Genomic DNA, 16,434 nt, shown 5'->3' with positions numbered 1-16,434 from the left:
GGCGCCGGCGATCATCACGACGGCGCTGACGCTGAACATCCCCATGGGGAGCCGGGCCAGCAGGTTCCCGGCGGTGAAGGCGCGGGTACCGGGGCGGGCGAAGAGGCGGCGGTAGGGGCCGGGCGGACGGGACCGTAGGGGGGAGCGGGGGGAGCGGGGGGAGCGGGGAGAGTGGTGCGAGCGGGGGGAGCGGCGGGGTCCGTCGGGGCCGAGGCCGAGGCCGGGGTCGGAGTCGGGGCCGGGGTCGGGGTCGGGGTCGGGGTCGGGGTCGGGGAAGCGGGGGGCGAAGTCGACGGTGACGAGGGTGTCGGCGGTGACGGTGTGCAGGGGCTTTCCGGAGCTCGGCCGGGGCGGGTTCGGCATGGACACCACCGTCGCGCCGGGCGGCTCGTGAGGTCCAACACCTGATCAGTGCCGATTCACGCGCCTGTGTTGTAAGTTCGCGTGATGCCAGCGCCCGCCTCGTCCGCCCACATCGACCCCCGCCTGCTGCGCGTCTTCGTCGCCGTGGCCGAGGAACTGCACTTCACCCGCGCCGCCGCCCGGCTCTACGTCGCCCAGCAGGCGCTCAGCCGTGATGTACGGCGGCTTGAGCGGGAGTTGGGCGCCGAGCTGTTCCTCCGCACCACCCGGCAGGTCGCCCTGACCGTCGACGGCGCCCGGCTGCTGCCGTACGCCCGCCGGGTGCTGGCCGCCCAGGACGCGCTGCTCGCCGCGTTCGGACAGGCCCGGCCGCTGCTGGTGGACCTCAACTCGCCCGGCCTGGAGACCGGCCGCCGGGTGCTGTACCGGGCCCGCGAACTCGCCCCCGACTGTGAGCTGATGGCCCGCTACGAGAGCGGGCTCACCGGAGCGGCGGCCGAACTCCTCGCCGGCCGCCTCGACGTGTCCTTCGGGCGGTTCGCGGGACTGGATCCGGCGCTGCGCTCCGGGCTCGAACACATGCCCGTTCGGTTCGAACCCATGGCCGTAATTCTTCCCTCCGATCACCGTCTGGCGGCCCTTGAGGCGGTGCCGCTGGCCGCGCTGGCGGGCGAGACCGTGTACGCCGGGGCCGGCAACGAACGCACGCTGGAATGGACCGACCTGGCCTTTTGCCTGTTCGAAGGGCGGGGTGTCGCGGTCGCGCCGCCCCTGCCGCTGGCCGTGGGGGAGGAGGAGTTCCAGCGCATCATGGCCAAGAACCGGAATCCGATCCTCGCGGTAGTGGGTTTTCCGGCCATACCTGGGAGTGTCGCGCGCCCCTTGGTCGATCCGGTGCCGTTGTCGGCCGTGTCGCTCGTGTGGCGAAAGGGGCTGGTCCATCCGGGAGTCGACGCGCTGCGACAGGCGGCGGCGGAGATCGGGCGGGCGGAAGGCTGGCTTCAGCGGCCGTCGGACGGTTGGATTCCGGCCACTGATCAAGAAGTGATGGACGACCGCAAATGACACATCGGGAACACCGATCTCCCCCGTGCGCTAGCTTCATGGGCCCGAGCGCATAGAGCTGCAAGGGGGCGCTTGGCACGGGTGGGGGCTCGTTCCGATGACGTGCGCTCGGGTTCGTCAGTGCGCCCGGAACACTCCCGTGAGGGGATGTACGCGCGTGAAAAATTGGCGAGAAGAAACCCAACCCGACATGCCCCAGGTGGCCCTGGACGCCCGGGATGTGCCGGTGACGGGCGAGGACGGGGGTGGGGCGACGACGGACGTTGCGGACGCCGAGGGTGGTGGGGTGGCGACGGACGTTGCGGGTGCCGAGGGTGGTGGGGTGACGGCGGGTGTTGCGGGTGCCGAGGGTGGTGGGGTGGCGGGTGGTGCTGCGGGTGCCGGTGGGGCGAGCAGGGCGTTGCGCGCCGGGTCGTCACGGAACCCGTGGAGCGTGGTCGAGCCGCCGATCCCGGTGTTTCCGCGCGACCGGGTCCCGGACCCCGCCCACGACCCCGACGAGGTGGGCGTCCACAACGACGCCGGCCCCGCACGCATACGGCCGACCGGGCCGACCAGGCCGATATGGCCGACCAAGTCGATACGGCCGACCAGGCCGATATGGCCGGCGGTGGCGGTGGGCTCCGCGACCTCCGGGGCCCTTGGTGCCCCTGAGGGCTCAGCCGCTCCCGACGCCCTCGCCCCCACCCCCGCCCTCGCCCCCGCCTCCGTCGACGTGTCGGAGCGTCGCAGGCGTAGGCTCCACCGGCTCCGCGGAATCGGGACGGCCGTCGGCCTCGTCTGCGCGGTCTACGCGGTCGTCATCGTCGTCACCCTGCTGTCCGGGAGTTCCGGCGTGTCCTGGCTGCCGGTGCCCGGAAGGAACGCCGACCGGCCCGCCGACACGGTGGACGACTCGCCGAGGCCCGCGCGCTCGCCCGGGTCCTCGGGCGACGGCGCCTCGGTGGCCGGCCCGGCCGTGAGCGGCGGTACGAAGACCCCGTCGGCCGGCGCCTCCTCCTCGGCGTCCGGCACCGGAAAGTGGACCGCCGGGCCGAGCGCGTCGGCGTCCGCGCGACCGACCTCGTCCTCCGGGGTGACGGTCACCTCGCCGAAACCGGGATCGTCGTCGGTCTCCGCCCCGCCCTCCACGGTCCCGCCCACCTCCGCCGCGCCCTCCTCTCCCGCCGTGTCGCCACCGCCGGTCTCGCCCAGCGAGTCGGCCGCGCCCACCGGAGGCCCGGTCGCGCAGAGCATGCTCAAGCACACCCGCACCGGCGGCGCCTCCGCTTCCGGCCCTGTCCTCTGAAGTGGTGGACGAGGCCGCCGCTCGCCGTCACCTCCGACAATCGTCGCTGGGTCTCGGCCGAACCTTCCGGTACGAGGACGACCCAGGGACTGGCGCCGTCACCCACCAGGGTTCTCTTCAGGCAGCCGCGCCACAAAGTCCCTGAATTCGGCCAGGGACTTCTCCAGGTCCTCGCGTCCCGCGTCGTCCGCGGGCAGGAGAGGGAGCCGGGGCCCCGCGAAGTGCTCGGCTGCCGTGTACACGGCGCTCGCGAGGTCCTCGACGGACGTGCGGCCGATGACCATACCGTCGTGGAGGGTCTCGATCGAGCCGTCTTTTTGGCGCCGGAAGGTCAGCGAGAAGGACGAGTCGATGGCGGCCGTGGTGAAGGTCCGGTCCCCGCCCGGCAGGAAGCGACGCAGGCCGTCCATGAGCAGGGGCAGCGAGAGATAGATCATCATCGCCTGGTCCGGGGTGCGGTCCCGCGAGCTCGCCTCTCCCCGGTCGCCCCGGACGTCCATGTGCCCGAGGTCGAACCCCGACGGCGGGGGTGCCTCGTTCTCGGCCACGGAGAACTCGAACCGGAGTGTGGTCTGGGAAGGCGCGGTGCCGTCTCCCCACCGGAACACGTACCCTCCCCGCTCGTCGACGTCGAAGGCCACCCGCAGGCCGCGGTCCGGGAGGCCGAACTGCTGCCTGACCCAGCCGTCCATGGCCAGGGCCGCGACTTCCGGGCGGTAGTGGGCGAGCGGGAACGTGAGCGACGTGACCCTGACGGTCAGGCCCTCCGGATGCAGTGACAGCAGGGCGGCCGCGTGCGCGGCCAGGCCGTGGGCCAGCCAGTGGACGTCGCGCCAGTGCGCTCCCGCGGGCGGGATCAGGCGCACCTGCCGGTCGATCTGGAGGAAGAAACCGTCTTCCGCGCCCGGGGACATGTGCCCCGCCGTCAGATCGGCGGCGAGCCCGCCGAGCGGGCTGCGGAAGCGGTACGCGAAGGTGCTGGTCTCCGTCGCGTGTGCCTCTCCGGGGACGGTGGCCGCGAGGAGCCGCCGCAGACGCCGCACCTCCCGCACGAGCCGGGGCACGGCCTCCCGTGCCATCGCGATGAAGGCCGCGTTCTCGTCCCAGCGTTCGTCGGCGCAGTCCACGTAGCGTGGCTCCTGCACCAGGGTCGCCGCGATCAGCTCCCCGTGGTCGAAGTCGGGCCACCGTTCACCGAGTCCGGTGTCCGCCACCGTGCTCACGGCGAGCAGGTTCATGGCGTGGCTGTCGTCCAGGTGCCTGACGAACCAGGGCCCGGGCGTGGCCACGGCGCACATCTCCTCGATCTCGGCGAGATCGGTTTCCGGTGCGTCGCCCTCGCCACCCGGCTGATGCTGCTTGTTCATGATCTGCCCAGCGTCCCGTCCTCGTCGAAGCCGAGTTCGTCCTCGATGCCCAGTTCCTCCGCGGCGTGCCGACGCAGGGTGTCGGGCCAGGCCGCGGGATCACCGGTGGCGATGCCGCGCAGGAATCCGACGGCTTCGGGGGTGCCGATCTCCCCCAGGGTCTGGAGGGCCTTGACGCAGAAGGTGAAGCACGGGCCGTCGGTCGACTTCCGTTCCCGCACCAGGGCGGCGACCGGCTCGACCCCCTCCGGAGCCCGCAGCTCTCCGAGCAGGTCGACCATGTCCTCCGTGTTCACGCCCGCGGGCCGCGAGACCAGCACCGCTGCCAGGATCGGTCCGAGCCCTTCGGGGTGGAGGTGCAGCGCCAGCGCGGCGAGCCGTTCGAAGCGCCGCCAGTCCCCCTCGGCGGACGTGATCCGCAACCAGTCGAGAACGCGCTGCCGTGCCGCAGGCACCGCGGCCGCGGTCTCCTCGGCCCGCCGGGTGCTGATGTATCCGCCGGTGACGAGGGAGTCCGCCCGCTCCAGGTCGGTCATCCGCGTCACTCCTGTGGCTCCATCCGGGGCGTCAGGGGTCGGTTACGGCTCGTCCGGACCGTCGGGCGGCATGCCACTCGATCAGTTGCCTCCGTGTACGTCGCGAGCAAGACTGTCAGGCCTCAACGGTCCAGTAGGGCGAGTCCGTCGGAGGCGCGGGGCGGACTCGCAGGGTGGACAGGTCGGAGCCCCCGTCGTCGTCCTCGTCACCGGTGGGCAGGCGTCCGGACTCGTCAGGGTAGTAGTACAGGCCGTACGACCAGTACTCCGGGAACTCGTGGCACATGAGATCGGGGTACGCGGAGATCTCGGCGTCGTGATACCGCTCGTTGACCCTGGCCACCGCTTCCGCCCGGGAGATACCGAACCGTGAGGTCATCTCGTCCGCGATGTCGCGGAAGTACCCGACCATTCCCTCGTCGAGATCCATCAAGAATTCCGTTGTCACGATGCCGGAGGTCCTACTCGTCGGAGAACGGAGCCGGTGAAGAGCTCGGCGGCCCTGTCACCGAAGATCGCGATCTGGTGCCCGTTCAGGACGGGGGGCTTCCCCTCCCTCGGGAATCCCTTCAGGAATCCCTTGAGGTTACGCAGCATCGGCCCCTCAACCAGCTCGTAGTTGTGCATGGCGCCACCGTTGCGGTTATGCCGGATGACCTCGGCCACGTCGTCCCCCGGCCCGTCCTTGCGACTCGCTCGGTCGACCTTTCGTACCATTTCAGCCGGGCGCGGGTTCCGTCTCGATGAGGTGCTGCACCTGCCAGCGGGCCTCTTCCCAGCGGGCGCGGCGTGCGGCATGCCGCCGGTCGTCGCCCTCGTGGGGTGTCCGTTCCGCGTACCAGGCGCCGATGTCGGACTGGATCTCCCGGGCGAGGTCCTGGCATGTGATCAGGGAGGTGCGCATCACGTGTTCGCGGGCTTCTTCCAACATGCGCTGACAGCCCACCCGCACGGCCTGCACTGTCAGGCCCGCCCCGGTGGCGAGTGAGTTCCGGTTGCCCTCCCACCGTTCGGCGACCGCGTACAGGCGCTCCTGCGCCTGGAGCAGCCGAGGCGTGGCCTCGCCGAGTCGGATCGCCTCGTGAGCGGCCATGAGGCACTCCTGGCACGCGGCCATCACTTTCTCCTCGATCTCCCCCTGTCGGATATCGAGCGCATGCTGTGCAAAGTCCAGCGCCAGGTGTCCGGCGCGCCTCTCGTCGACCTGACCGAGCAGATCGTGGAGCAATCTGGGGAGAACGATCACGCTCAGTTCCTGTTCCATCCGCTACGACCACGACCGAGAATCTCCAGCAGCTTGTCGGTGTCACCCGTGGCGATCTCGAAGCTACCGCGTGGGATTCCGACGGCTTCGGCCGCACGAGCGGCATTGGTGAACTGATTGCCTTTAGTGACCTTGTCGGCATTCATTTTGTGATCGACGACCCATCCGACCCGGTTCCTCTTGTCGGTCATGTCCACGATCACGAAGTCTCCTTCGGCCTGCTTGCCATGAGTCCGGTAAACGCGTAGATTTGTGCGTTTTTCAAGGAGTTTCTCCACGAACTCGCGCTCCGGCGGACTCATCTCGAAGGGAGTCCCCTTCTTCACCTGCTGACCCGCCCGCACCCGGATCGGCTGGTACGGCGAAAGGCCGTACGGGTCCAGCCACGTCAGGGGGTTGTGGACGTACGTCTGCGGGTTGCGGGCGGCTGTCAGACCCAACGGGTCGGGGCTGAGGTATCGCCCCGTCTCGGGGTCGTAGTGACGGTGCAGGTTGTAGTGGTGGCCGGTCTCGGCGTCGTGGTACTGGCCTGGGAAGCGCAGCGGCGTGTAGGCCGACGCGTCGGCGTTCCAGGTGGTCGTACCCCACAGGGTGGAAGTGCGGCGCCAGACGACTTCGCCATGCTCGTCGAGCAGAGCGGTGGGCGAACCCACGATGTCGGTGACGATGGCGTAGAAGCGCCGGTTGATCTCTTCCTGCGGCAAGTTCGCTGTTCGCGACGTGCCGACGACATTCACGTAACGCTCTGTCTGGGCCAGCGGCTCGATGCCACTCTCGTCGAACTCCCACGTCTGACTCAGCGCCACGGGCGTGGCGGCAGAGGCCGTGGACTGCTCGATCAGCATGCCCCCGTGCCAGCTGAACACGGTCTCGTCCAAAACCTTCCCATCGGGGGAGAGGCGCTGCTTGGCGATTCGGCGGCCGAGCGGGTCGTACGCATACCGCCACACGGTCCCCTCCGGATCGGTCACCTCCGTGAGCCGGTCCTGGGCATCCCATGTGTAGCGCCAGATGTCGGGCTTCCGGGACAGTCTCGCGCGTCGCCGTTCGACAAGGTGTCCACTGCGGTCGTACTCGTAGCGCATCTGTCCGGCTGCGACGAGACGGCTTCCCACGTACTCACGGCGCCCGACGGTATCCGCGCCGGTGTGCGTGCCTGGCCAGGTTGCTGTCGTCTGGTTCCCCGCAGCGTCGTAGGTGTACGACTCGGTCCATTCTGCGGTCCGGACGTGCGTGACCCGCCCGGAGAGGTCGAGCGAGTAGCGCTGCTCCCCTGCCGTGAGAAGCGCCCCGTCGGCCCGCCATGTGTACTCCTGGTGAGAGAGCACCACACCGTGGGGACCGGTGACCTGCTGGGTGGCCGGCCGGCCGGAGGAGTTCCAGGACAGTGCCAGACGGGTCGCACTGTCCCATAGTCGGCTTGTCTCCCGGCCGACAGCGTCGTGTACGGAGACCACGGTGCGTCCGGCGGTGGCCAGCGAGATTCGTCGACCGGCAGCGTCGTAGGCGTAGACGGTCTCCGCACCTGCCGGTGTACAACGCTCCACCAGCTGGCCGGCGGCATCGTAGGCGAGCCGTAGCGTGCGCCCGTTGATCGTTTCCGACGTCATCTGTCCCGCGGTGTCGTAGGTGCGGAACAGCCGGCCGCCCGACCACACGGCTTCCGTGAGCCGTCCCGCCATGTCGTAGGCGAAGTCCGTGACGGCGCCATCGGCGTCGATGCGCACTGGTCGCCCCATGGCATCGCGCGTGTATCCGATGACCTGCCCGAGGGGGTTCGTCCTGACGGTGAGCCGTCCCGCCGGGTCGCGTTCGTATCGAACGAGGCGGTTATCGTAGTCGGTCTCGGCGATGAGGTTGCCTGCTGCGTCGTACGTGTATTCCCAGGTACGGCCGGAGTCGTCTGCCACCTTAGTCAGTCGCAGAGACGCGTCGTACTCGAACCGGTGGTGCGTGCCGCCCGGTTCGAAACGGGCGCTGGGCAGGTCGAAGTGGGTGTACTCGTAACGCGTCATGGCGCCCACGGCGTCAGTGTGGCTGAGACAGTTGCCCTCCGCGTCGTAGGTCCACGACTCCGTGGTGCCGTCCGGGTGGGCGGTGCTCAGCAATTGTCCCTCAACGGTCCAGTTCCACCGAGTGGTTCGGCCGAGAGAGTCGGTTTCGGACACGGTGTGTCCGAAGCCGTCGTGCTCGACGACGGTGTGCCCGCCGAGCGGATCGATAACGGCGACGGCTAGGCCCGCCGGGTTGCACTCCACGTGCGTCGTTGCGCCGAGCGGATCGACGCACTCGACCAGGCGGCCCTGCTCATCGTAGGAGAAGTGACTGGTTGCGCCCGCGGGGTCGGTGATGGTGAGGCCGTTGCCTCGTTCGTCGTACGTCCGGCTCCATCGCCCGCCGTCCTGCGTCACCGTCTCCGTGGGTAGGCCGAGCGCGCCGTACACGACCGAGGTCCGGCCTCCGTCCGGGTGCCGCACCTTGACCGGACGGCCGAGTTCGTCGTTCAAGAACTCGGTGCCGTGGCCCATGGCGTCGATGTGGGACGTGACATGGTGGTGGGCGTCGTAGGTGGTGCGGGTGGTGTTGCCGAGAGGGTCGGTCTCGGCGATCACCTGGCTGTTGGCGTTGACGACGAAGCGGGTGACGGCGCCTTCGGCGGTGGTGAGGGTGGTGATGCGGCAGCTGGGCCAGGCGGGGTCGGTGCCGTCGTAGTCGAGGGTGATGCTGATGTGGCCGGCTTCGCCGCCTTCGGCGATGCAGCGGTCGCGGTCGTCGTAGGAGTAGGCGTAGCGGCTGTTGTTGGTGTCAGTCCAGGAGGTGACGCGCAGCCGGTCGTCGTAGGTGAAGCGCAGGGGCAGACCGGAGGAGTTGACCGTCTCGGTGAGGTTGCCGTCGGTGTAGCCGTAGCGCTTGACGACGACGTCCGAACCGTCCTCGGCGGCTCCGGCCAGAACGAGCGCGGTGACACGGCCCTCGTCGGTGCTGAACTTGATGTGGTAGCCGCCGGAGTGGCGGATGGCGAGCGGGGTGCCGTACTCGTCGTAGTCGAAGGCGATGATGTGCTGGTTGCGGTCGGATATCTGCGTGAGCGAGGCGGTGCCGTCGGTGGCGGGGCGCGCGAAGTGCCGGGTCCGGCCGGTGAGCGGGTCGGTGATGCGGTAGCCGCCGTCGTCGTGGCGGGTCAGGGGGCGTCGGGGGCCGGCCTCCGGCATGACCGCAGTGTGGGGTGCGGTGGGGTGGGGGTAGGCGAGCAGCAGGCCGTCCTCGGTGACGTGGACGACGCCGTGCTCGTCGACCTCGAGACGCTCGTCGAGGGTCGAGGCCCAACTCGGTCCGAACCACCATCCGCAGCGGTAGTCGGAGGCGACGCGGCGGGTGAAGGCCAGCGGCAGCATGCCCGGCAGTTCGATGTCGCTCTGTGGGAGGTACATCGCGCCGGTGGCCATGTCGACGGGGTCGCTGCCCTTGGATCGCACGACGCTCTTGAGCCGGTTGAAGGCCCCTTCGGCACCTTCCGCCAGCATGCCCCGGGCGTTCTTCCCGAGCCCGCGGACAGCGAGGCTCATGGCCTTCATGCCGCCGCGGAGGTTCTTCATCTCCTTGAGCCCCTTGGCGAGTTTGCCGAGGCTGGTGATGCCCTTGCCGCCGGGTATGCAGTCCAGGGCGGCGAACGCCACGTCCCATAGCGATGCTTGGCCTTTTGAGTATTTGTAGAGCGTGTCCGCGAGGACGACGAGCGCGGCGACGAGGACGATCGCGCCGAGGATCGGCCCGCCGATGATCATCGCGATGATCCCGACGACCGCGACGACCACCTTGCACACCGTGACGATGGTGTCCCAGTTGTCCTCGAACCAGTGCCCGACGTCCTGCCACCAGTGCCGGTTGGGTATCCCGGCGTCGGACGCCTCGTCGATCTTCCGCTTCGCCTCACCCGCCGCGTCGTCGCGCATCTTCCGGGCGTCCTCGGCCATCTTCTTCGCCGCGTCGAGGGCGCTCTGCGCGGAGGTGACGTCCGACTGGGCCTTGGTGTGCGCGGACTTGGCGCTCTGCACGTCCCGGGTCGCGGCCCGCACCTTGCCCTCGTCCGGCTTCTCAGCGCTTTTGCTGCCGGTGGGGTCGTCCTTGTACTTGTCCGCTTCCTTCGACGCCCGGGTGACCCAGGAATCGGCGGAGGAGAGGCGGGACTTGGCGGAGGACAGATCGGACTGGGCGTCCTTCGCCTTGGCGAGCGCCTTGTCGGCCAGCGCCTGGGCCCGCTCCAGCTTGGGCCAGTAGTCCGCGAGGGCGTCGCCGCACATCTCGTAGGACTTCTTCAGCTTCTTCAGGTTCTTCGGAACGTCCTTGAACTGCTCCTTGAAGACGTCGGCCGATTTACCGGCCCACTGGAGCAGGGTGTCCTCACCGGCCATCCCCTTGACCAGACGCAGCGCGTCGGAGACGTCGTCGGCAAAGGTGTGGAGCTGTGCGGCGAGGGTGCGGACGCGTTGCGGGTCGCCCGGGGTCGGGTCCCTGTCAAGATCGAGTGGATGCCAGTCCGCCGGTCGGTACCCCGCCATGTCCCCGCAACCCCCGTCGCGTACGCCTCATATGGAGTCCCTGCGTGCATGAACCTACAGGGCTCACTCGTACGAGGTGAAGTGACCCTTTGCAAGGGCCAACCGTGCGGCCACGGACAGCTGCCGCAATGTCACAGGAAGGCAACCAATGCGCCCACGGCGGAGTCAAGTTGGCGTTGCTTTGTCCCACTCGTGCACACTTTGCGCGCACGGTATTCAGGTATTCGCTCTGGTGTCTTCGCGCCCGACCCGGCTACCGTATCGGCTGCTTTCTTCGACATCAGCCGCCTCATCAGGAGCCCACCGTGACCCGCCGCACCCGCCTGCTCACGACTGCCGCCGCCGGTGCGACGGCAGCACTTCTGCTCGCCGGCTGCGGCGGAGGCGACGGAGGCAAGTCCGACTCGAACGGCAAGATCAAGGGAGCGGACACGGGTTCGTCGACGTCGGCTTCACCGACCGCTTCGGCCACTGAGGCGGCTGGGCGCCCGAAGATCACGTTCCCGTCCTATGCCTCGAACGTTTTCGAAGACCAGAAGTCCGGCGATGCCACGAAGGACGCGGTCCTCGCGGACAGCGCCCTGAGCGTGAATTCCATGGATGACGCGATCTTCCAGGGGAGTACGGGCACGAAGGCCCTCGGCTTCTACAATGCGGACAAGGCCCTTGGCGCAGCGATCACTTATGTGCAGGGATACATCGACAAGGGCGACACGTGGTCCGGTAAGACCCGGTACTTCGACCGCAAGGTGACGCTGTCCGGGGCCAAGGATGCATACGTCACCTACTGTTCCGACGAGAGCAAGTCGTTCTTGAAGAACAGGAAGACCGGCAAGGTCAAGAACACGCCGACGACTGCGGACAGTTACGTGCTGTATCACTCAAAGCTCACGAAGAACGCCATGGGTGTTTGGCAAACCACTGACATTGTGTCAAATCGGGGGGACAAGGCGTGCCAGCCGTAAGGAATGTGGCAAGAGGTGCGGCGGTCTTTTCGCTCGCGTGGGTTTCGGTCTTCGTCTCACAGACCGCCTACGCGGGTGGACGCGGCGATGACGGAACCGTGACCACCGGGACGCAGGAGCACGGAGACTCCTCCGGTGACGGCACCTTGTCCTCGACGGCCGGTGCCATTGTTTATGACCGTTCCAAGAACGGATCCGGTGCCTCTGTGGGGCCGGTCGCCGCGACCACCTCCTGGTCGCCGCCGGCCTGCTGGTACGCCCCCAAGTACAGCCCCGCCGCCTTCCAGGCGTATGTGGAACCGATCTGGGCCGCGGACTCGACGGGGTACGAGTGGGACGCCCAGCAGCGTGACCGCTACGTCAACGGTCACCCCTACAAGGACTTCAACAAGGACAAGGCCGGCAAGGGCTACTGGTGGGACTCGTACGTCAACAAGTCCTTCCCGCCCGGCTGGGACAAGTGCGACGAACCCTATTTCTGGGTGGACACGGGTGATGCGCCTCCGGCCAACATCCCGAACACCATTTCCACGAAGATCCTCGGTGAGCTCGCCTACAACGAGATCCGGGTTCCCACCACAGAGGTGAGTCTGAAGCCCGCGGGTACGACCAAGGTCAACCTCGCCACCTGGGCCTGGCTGGACAAGGCGACGTTCAAGCCGGTGTCGGTCACCGCCAGCGTCCCGGTGCTCGGCCTCTCGGCGACGACCACGGCTGAACCCGTCTCTCTCAGGATCGACCCGGGTACCTCCGACGCGGTGACCTACCCCGCCTCCGGCGTCTGTGAGTTCAACAACGGCAGTGTCGGCGAGGAGTACACCGCGGGCGACGCAGGCAAGACGCCACCCTGTGGGGTGAAATACCTCCGCTCGTCCGGCGACGGCTCGTACCAGCTCAGGGCGACGGTCACCTGGAAGATTCACTGGACCGGAAGCGACGGCAACGGCGCCGACCTTCCCGACGGTGCCTTCGGCCGGGCGCAGGATGTCATCGTGCAGGAGATCCAGTCCGTCAACAGGTGAGAGAAGCAGCCCGACCACACCACCCCGGCAGGAGTTTCAGAGTGAGCCGTCGGCCCCGTCTGTTCGCATGCGCACTCACGGGAGCCGCGATCACGCTGCTGGTCGGTGGTTGTGGCGGGAGCGGCGGCTCCACAACGGTTGACGACGACGTGGCCGGTGGGGGAGCGGGCAGCAGCGCACCCACATCGCCGAGCGCGTCGGCCGCCGCGGACCGCCCCCACGTCACGTTGCCGTCGGACGTGACGGACGAGTACGTGGGCTGGAAGACGGGCGATGCTGCGAAGGACGCTGTACTCGCAGATGTCGCCGCACGCATCGACTCCACGAACGACGCCATCCTGCGCGGCGACACGAGCGCGCCCGGTCTGTCGTTCTACTACCGGGACAAGGCGTTGAGCGGCGCCGTCGCCTGGATCCAGGCGTATTTGCACGCCGACCTCTCCTTCACGGGAACCACCCGCTACTTCGCTCCGAAGGTCACCCTGGCCTCCGGAAAGACCACGGCGACGGTCCTCTACTGTTCCGACGAGAGCAAGGGGTTCAACAAGAACCGCAAGACCGGCAAGGTCGACCGGACGCCCTCGGACCAGAGCCCGTACGTGTTGTACAACACGCGCGTCGAAAAGAACGACTCAGGCGTGTGGCAGACCTCCGCTCTGACCTCGCACCGCGGCGACAGGGCCTGCGCCGGCTAGCCGACGAGCCGCGTGTTCTCGGTACCTCGTGTACCAACCCCATCCGCTCTGCCAGGAGTATTCGTGAACCCCCGTTCCCGCCTGTCCACGACAGCCGTATCCGGTCTGACCGGCGTAGTCCTCCTCACCGGATGCGGCGACGGCGGAGCGAAGGCCGCGGAAAAGGCCTCGTCTCCGCCCACGGCGACCGGGGCGTCCGCTTCGGCCTCGCCGAGTGCGTCTGCCTCGACATCGTCCGACGGTCGCCCGGAGATCACGTTGCCGTCGGACGTGACGTTGACCTTCGAAGGCGGCCGTACTGGAAATGCGGACAAGGACGCGGTGCTCGCCGACAGCGCGGAGATGACGCGGGCGGTTGACGCCGCCATTGCCGGGACGGATCCCAAGGGCGAGGGAATCAGCTACTACACCACGGGCAAGGCCCTTGAGGCATCGCTGTCCTGGGTGGGCCAGTTCAAGAAGGCCGACGTCACGATCACCGGTGCTGTCCGGTATTACGACCGCAAGGTGACGCTCGAGAGCAAGACAGCGGCCGTCCTCACGTACTGCGGCGACGAGAGCAAGGGCTTCAGCAAGGACAAGAAGACCAACAAGATCAACAAGACGCCCGTCACCAAAGACAGTTACGTCACGTACAACACCAGGCTCGACAAGAATTCCGACGATGTCTGGCAGACGTCGCAGATCATTTCCGCCCGAGGGGCTGCTCAGTGCCAGCCTTAGCGACGGCTGGAGGTGAAGTGGGTCCAGGCGGAGCCGCTGATGGTGAGGCGGGGGCCCACCGGGTTCTTCGAGTCGCGGATGTGGACGGCTGCGGGGGTGGTGGCCACCTCGACGCAGTTCGAGCTGTCGCCGCTGTAGCTCGACTTCCGCCAGTGGAGTATGTGCACGGTCCCTCTCTCAGATGTCCTGGATGAGGCTCTGGATGAAGTCGTGCGACTCGGCCGGGCCGAGCGCGCAGGACTCCATGTGGTCCAGCACGGCACGGTACTTGCTCAACTGTGCTTCCCCGTCGAGAAATCCGCACCCGCCGTGATGGGTGTCGAGCTGAACCGTGTCGAGTTGCGGGACCGGGCCCTCGACGTAGTCGAAGGACTGACCCGTGCTCGGGTAGTACTCCGCGTCGAAGGGGATCACCCGGACGGTCACGTTCGGCAGCTTGCTCATGTCGAGGAGGTGCTTGAGCTGGCCTCGTCTGACGTCGGGGCCGCCGAAGCGGATGCGAAGAGCCGACTCATGAATGATCGCCGTATACGGCAACGGTCTCTCACGGTGGAGAATGCCCTGCCGTTTCATACGGTGCGTGAGGCGATGCTCGATCTCGTACTGTCGCATGGGGGGCACCACGGCCCGGAAGAGGGCACGGGCATGGTCGGCGGTCTGTAGCAACGCGGGTACGTGCATCGCGAGGGCCACCCGCAACCCGGTCGCGTGGTGTTCGAGTTCGGCCAGATCGACCAATGCGGCCGGGAGGTGTTCGCGGTACTCCTCCCACCAGCCGCCGGTCCGGCGTCCGGTCATCGCGGCCAAGGCGTCGACCACAGCCCCGTCCGAGCAGTCGTACGCCGATGCCAGCGACCGGACCCGGTCAGGGCTGAGGGAGCTGCGGCCTGTCTCGATCATGCTGACACGCCCCTGGTTGACGCCCAGGAGCGCGGCAGCCTGGGTGACGGTGAGGCCGGATCGCTCACGGAGTTTGCGCAGCTCGGTACCGAGACGCCGTTGACGCAGAGTGGGGTTGTTGGTGGGCGGCACGGCATGTCCTTCCCAGCCGGTGTGCGGCTCTCTTGTAACCCACAGGAGGTAAACGCGGGCATATCTCCCTGATTTTGGAGATGTATCTCCCAGCTGCGGCCTACTGTAATGCCTGTACCGCACAACTCCCCGCGCCCATAAGCCGGAAGCGCACCACCACGGCAGGCCACCGCCCGGCGCGGTCGTTGAGCGAATCCGAAGTCCCGTCTCTCGTCGGAGGTCCTCGTGGACACCGTATTCCTGCCCGACACCTGGACGTACGCCCTTCGCTTGCCTCGTGATCCCCGTGCGGCACGCGTCGCACGTATGACCGTACGGGCGGTGCTCAGCGGTCACGGCAGGAACGAGGCTCTCGACGCCGTCGAGTTGTTGGCCTCGGAACTGGTCACCAACGCCTACCGGCACACACGCGGCCCCGCCTCCCTCCGGCTCACCGCTCTCGCGGACGGGCGGCTGCGGGTCGGGGTCTGGGACAGTCACCCGCGTATCCCCGCCCCCTTCGGGGAGCCTCCCCGGGACCGCGTGCGGTACGTCCCGGCGGAAGCCGAGCAGGGGCGCGGTCTGCGGCTCGTGCAGGAGTACGCGGACTCGTGGGGCGGCCTGTGCGTCGGAGACGGCGGTCCGCTCGACCGCGGTGCCGGGAAGCTGCTGTGGTTCGAGGTCCGCGGGTGCTGATGACTGGTCAAGCTCCGGTCAATCCACCCGGTGGCCGTTCTCCCGGTGCATGCCACATGGAACACTTCCAGGGTTGCAGAAGTGAAAAGAGTGGCTCGGCCGACGGGGAGCGGATGCGATGAGCGCGCGGCAGACGAGGAAGATGTTCCAGTTGATGGCCGGCGGCGAGCCCGTCGAGCTCACCAACGCCTGGTCCTCCGTGAAGAAGCTGGCCCGGCTCGCCTTCATCGCCCAGCAGTTCGGGTACGAGTACGCGGACGCCCGCCACACCGGCTCCCGCAACAACGTCCTCAAGATGCTGATCGTCCCCGACCACAGCCCCCAGGGCCGGGCGCGGGCCGCGCAGAACTGGGCGCAGTTCCCGAACGCCGCCGACGGGGTCTCGCTGCCGCCCCTCGTCCCTGACGCCGTCGAACTCCTCAAGGCCCGCATCCAGTTCGACCTCACCGGGAAGAACGCCGAGCGGCGGCTGCTGTTCGGGGCTGGTGGCATCACCCTGGGGCTGCTGCTGGCCGCGGCCCGTGCGGGCGGCAGCGCGGGCGCCTTCTTCGTCTCCGGTGTCGTCTGGGTCGTCCTCATGGCCGTCATGGGGCTCGGGTTCTTCGTAACGCGCGGGCGCAACGCCAAGTTCGCGCAACGCCTCCAGGCCGCCGGGTTCGTGCCGGTGACGGACGAGGGCGGACGGGTGCGATACCTGCCCCACGGCACGCCCGTCCCCTTCCCGACGCCGGCACAGCAGCCCCAATATCAGCAGCCGCAGTATCAACAGCCGCAGTACCAACAGCCTCAGTATCAACAGCCTCAGTACGCGCAGCAGCCCGGCCCCTACGGCGCCCAGGCCCCCGGCCCCTACGGCGCCCAGGCCCCCGGCCCCTACGGC

Annotated in this window: 16 protein-coding genes and 1 pseudogene; 7 read left to right on the top strand and 10 right to left on the bottom strand. The window is 68.3% G+C overall.

What is annotated here, in order from left to right; genetic code table 11:
* Window positions 1–363 (bottom strand): annotated as a pseudogene (locus tag AAW13_RS42360) (hypothetical protein); the annotation flags it as partial.
* A gap of 84 nt (window positions 364–447) precedes the next feature.
* Here AAW13_RS42360 and AAW13_RS42355 point away from each other — a divergent pair.
* Window positions 448–1,428 carry a LysR family transcriptional regulator gene (locus AAW13_RS42355; RefSeq protein WP_046734836.1) on the top strand — a complete coding sequence of 327 codons (981 nt, stop codon included), beginning with the start codon at window positions 448–450 and terminating at the stop codon, window positions 1,426–1,428.
* Between the two features lie 789 nt (window positions 1,429–2,217).
* Here the strand turns inward: AAW13_RS42355 and AAW13_RS46280 are convergent.
* The 7 genes from AAW13_RS46280 to AAW13_RS42315 all read right to left on the bottom strand — a co-directional run bounded on the left by AAW13_RS46280 (window position 2,218) and on the right by AAW13_RS42315 (window position 10,442).
* Window positions 2,218–2,664 carry a hypothetical protein gene (locus AAW13_RS46280; protein ID WP_071659866.1) on the bottom strand — a complete coding sequence of 149 codons (447 nt, stop codon included), beginning with the start codon at window positions 2,662–2,664 and terminating at the stop codon, window positions 2,218–2,220.
* Window positions 2,665–2,814: 150 nt separating this feature from the next.
* Window positions 2,815–4,083: a hypothetical protein gene (locus AAW13_RS47320; RefSeq protein ID WP_240528932.1), complete on the bottom strand. Its 1,269-nt coding sequence runs from the start codon at window positions 4,081–4,083 to the stop codon at window positions 2,815–2,817.
* Entirely contained in the window at window positions 4,080–4,619 is a 540-nt protein-coding gene (locus AAW13_RS42335; protein WP_046734623.1) for a HEAT repeat domain-containing protein, read from the bottom strand. The genes AAW13_RS47320 and AAW13_RS42335 overlap by 4 nt, the downstream gene beginning before the upstream one ends.
* 115 nt (window positions 4,620–4,734) lie before the next feature.
* The gene (locus AAW13_RS42330) at window positions 4,735–5,049 is read right to left on the bottom strand and encodes a hypothetical protein (RefSeq protein WP_240528931.1); all 315 of its coding nucleotides are present in this window, start codon (window positions 5,047–5,049) and stop codon (window positions 4,735–4,737) included.
* A 14-nt stretch (window positions 5,050–5,063) separates the two neighbouring features.
* Window positions 5,064–5,246 carry a hypothetical protein gene (locus AAW13_RS42325; RefSeq protein ID WP_143145103.1) on the bottom strand — a complete coding sequence of 61 codons (183 nt, stop codon included), beginning with the start codon at window positions 5,244–5,246 and terminating at the stop codon, window positions 5,064–5,066.
* 91 nt (window positions 5,247–5,337) lie between these two features.
* A complete protein-coding gene (locus AAW13_RS42320) occupies window positions 5,338–5,883 on the bottom strand; it encodes a hypothetical protein (RefSeq protein ID WP_143145102.1) in 546 nt (181 codons plus the stop codon).
* Window positions 5,868–10,442, bottom strand: a complete 4,575-nt coding sequence (locus tag AAW13_RS42315) for an RHS repeat-associated core domain-containing protein (RefSeq protein WP_071659865.1) — start codon at window positions 10,440–10,442, stop codon at window positions 5,868–5,870. Before AAW13_RS42315 ends, AAW13_RS42320 begins: the two co-directional genes overlap by 16 nt.
* 305 nt (window positions 10,443–10,747) lie before the next feature.
* Between AAW13_RS42315 and AAW13_RS42310 the strand changes: the two genes are divergently transcribed.
* From AAW13_RS42310 to AAW13_RS42295, 4 genes are all read left to right on the top strand, one after another.
* The gene (locus tag AAW13_RS42310; protein ID WP_046733189.1) at window positions 10,748–11,407 is read left to right on the top strand and encodes a hypothetical protein; all 660 of its coding nucleotides are present in this window, start codon (window positions 10,748–10,750) and stop codon (window positions 11,405–11,407) included.
* A complete protein-coding gene (locus AAW13_RS42305; protein WP_046733188.1) occupies window positions 11,395–12,429 on the top strand; it encodes a hypothetical protein in 1,035 nt (344 codons plus the stop codon). The genes AAW13_RS42310 and AAW13_RS42305 overlap by 13 nt, the downstream gene beginning before the upstream one ends.
* A 239-nt stretch (window positions 12,430–12,668) precedes the next feature.
* A complete protein-coding gene (locus AAW13_RS42300; RefSeq protein WP_052768719.1) occupies window positions 12,669–13,124 on the top strand; it encodes a hypothetical protein in 456 nt (151 codons plus the stop codon).
* 63 nt (window positions 13,125–13,187) lie between these two features.
* Window positions 13,188–13,847, top strand: coding sequence for a hypothetical protein (locus tag AAW13_RS42295; RefSeq protein WP_046733186.1), 660 nt, complete (start codon window positions 13,188–13,190; stop codon window positions 13,845–13,847).
* Here the strand turns inward: AAW13_RS42295 and AAW13_RS45390 are convergent.
* Both AAW13_RS45390 and AAW13_RS42285 read right to left on the bottom strand, forming a co-directional pair.
* Window positions 13,844–14,014, bottom strand: coding sequence for a DUF397 domain-containing protein (locus AAW13_RS45390; protein WP_046733185.1), 171 nt, complete (start codon window positions 14,012–14,014; stop codon window positions 13,844–13,846). The two genes, AAW13_RS42295 and AAW13_RS45390, sit on opposite strands and share 4 nt — an antisense overlap.
* Before the next feature lie 10 nt (window positions 14,015–14,024).
* Window positions 14,025–14,879, bottom strand: a complete 855-nt coding sequence (locus AAW13_RS42285) for a helix-turn-helix domain-containing protein (protein WP_046733184.1) — start codon at window positions 14,877–14,879, stop codon at window positions 14,025–14,027.
* A gap of 225 nt (window positions 14,880–15,104) precedes the next feature.
* On the opposite strand from AAW13_RS42285, the gene AAW13_RS42280 reads away from it, so the two are divergent.
* Both AAW13_RS42280 and AAW13_RS42275 read left to right on the top strand, forming a co-directional pair.
* Window positions 15,105–15,554, top strand: coding sequence for an ATP-binding protein (locus AAW13_RS42280; RefSeq protein WP_046733183.1), 450 nt, complete (start codon window positions 15,105–15,107; stop codon window positions 15,552–15,554).
* Between the two features lie 118 nt (window positions 15,555–15,672).
* Window positions 15,673–16,434, top strand: a 762-nt coding sequence (locus tag AAW13_RS42275; RefSeq protein WP_079179193.1) for a hypothetical protein, incomplete at its 3' end; no start/stop codon positions are given.

It is taken from the genome of Streptomyces humi, assembly GCF_001005085.2.
GTDB lineage: Bacteria > Actinomycetota > Actinomycetes > Streptomycetales > Streptomycetaceae > Streptomyces > Streptomyces humi.
Note: the sequence above shows the minus strand (reverse complement) of the source record. Positions and strands in the feature narration are given on the sequence as shown.

Excerpts from the sequence above, each read along its gene's own strand:
- AAW13_RS42320 (WP_143145102.1), bottom strand. The coding sequence starts at position 5,883 with ATGGAACAGGAACTGAGCGTGATCGTTCTCCCCAGATTGCTCCACGAT.
- AAW13_RS42315 (WP_071659865.1), bottom strand. The coding sequence starts at position 10,442 with ATGGCGGGGTACCGACCGGCGGACTGGCATCCACTCGATCTTGACAGG.
- AAW13_RS42330 (WP_240528931.1), bottom strand. The coding sequence starts at position 5,049 with ATGGATCTCGACGAGGGAATGGTCGGGTACTTCCGCGACATCGCGGAC.
- AAW13_RS46280 (WP_071659866.1), bottom strand. The coding sequence starts at position 2,664 with ATGCTCTGCGCGACCGGGCCTCCGGTGGGCGCGGCCGACTCGCTGGGC.
- AAW13_RS42325 (WP_143145103.1), bottom strand. The coding sequence starts at position 5,246 with ATGCACAACTACGAGCTGGTTGAGGGGCCGATGCTGCGTAACCTCAAG.
- AAW13_RS47320 (WP_240528932.1), bottom strand. The coding sequence starts at position 4,083 with ATGAACAAGCAGCATCAGCCGGGTGGCGAGGGCGACGCACCGGAAACC.
- AAW13_RS42335 (WP_046734623.1), bottom strand. The coding sequence starts at position 4,619 with ATGACCGACCTGGAGCGGGCGGACTCCCTCGTCACCGGCGGATACATC.
- AAW13_RS42355 (WP_046734836.1), top strand. The coding sequence starts at position 448 with ATGCCAGCGCCCGCCTCGTCCGCCCACATCGACCCCCGCCTGCTGCGC.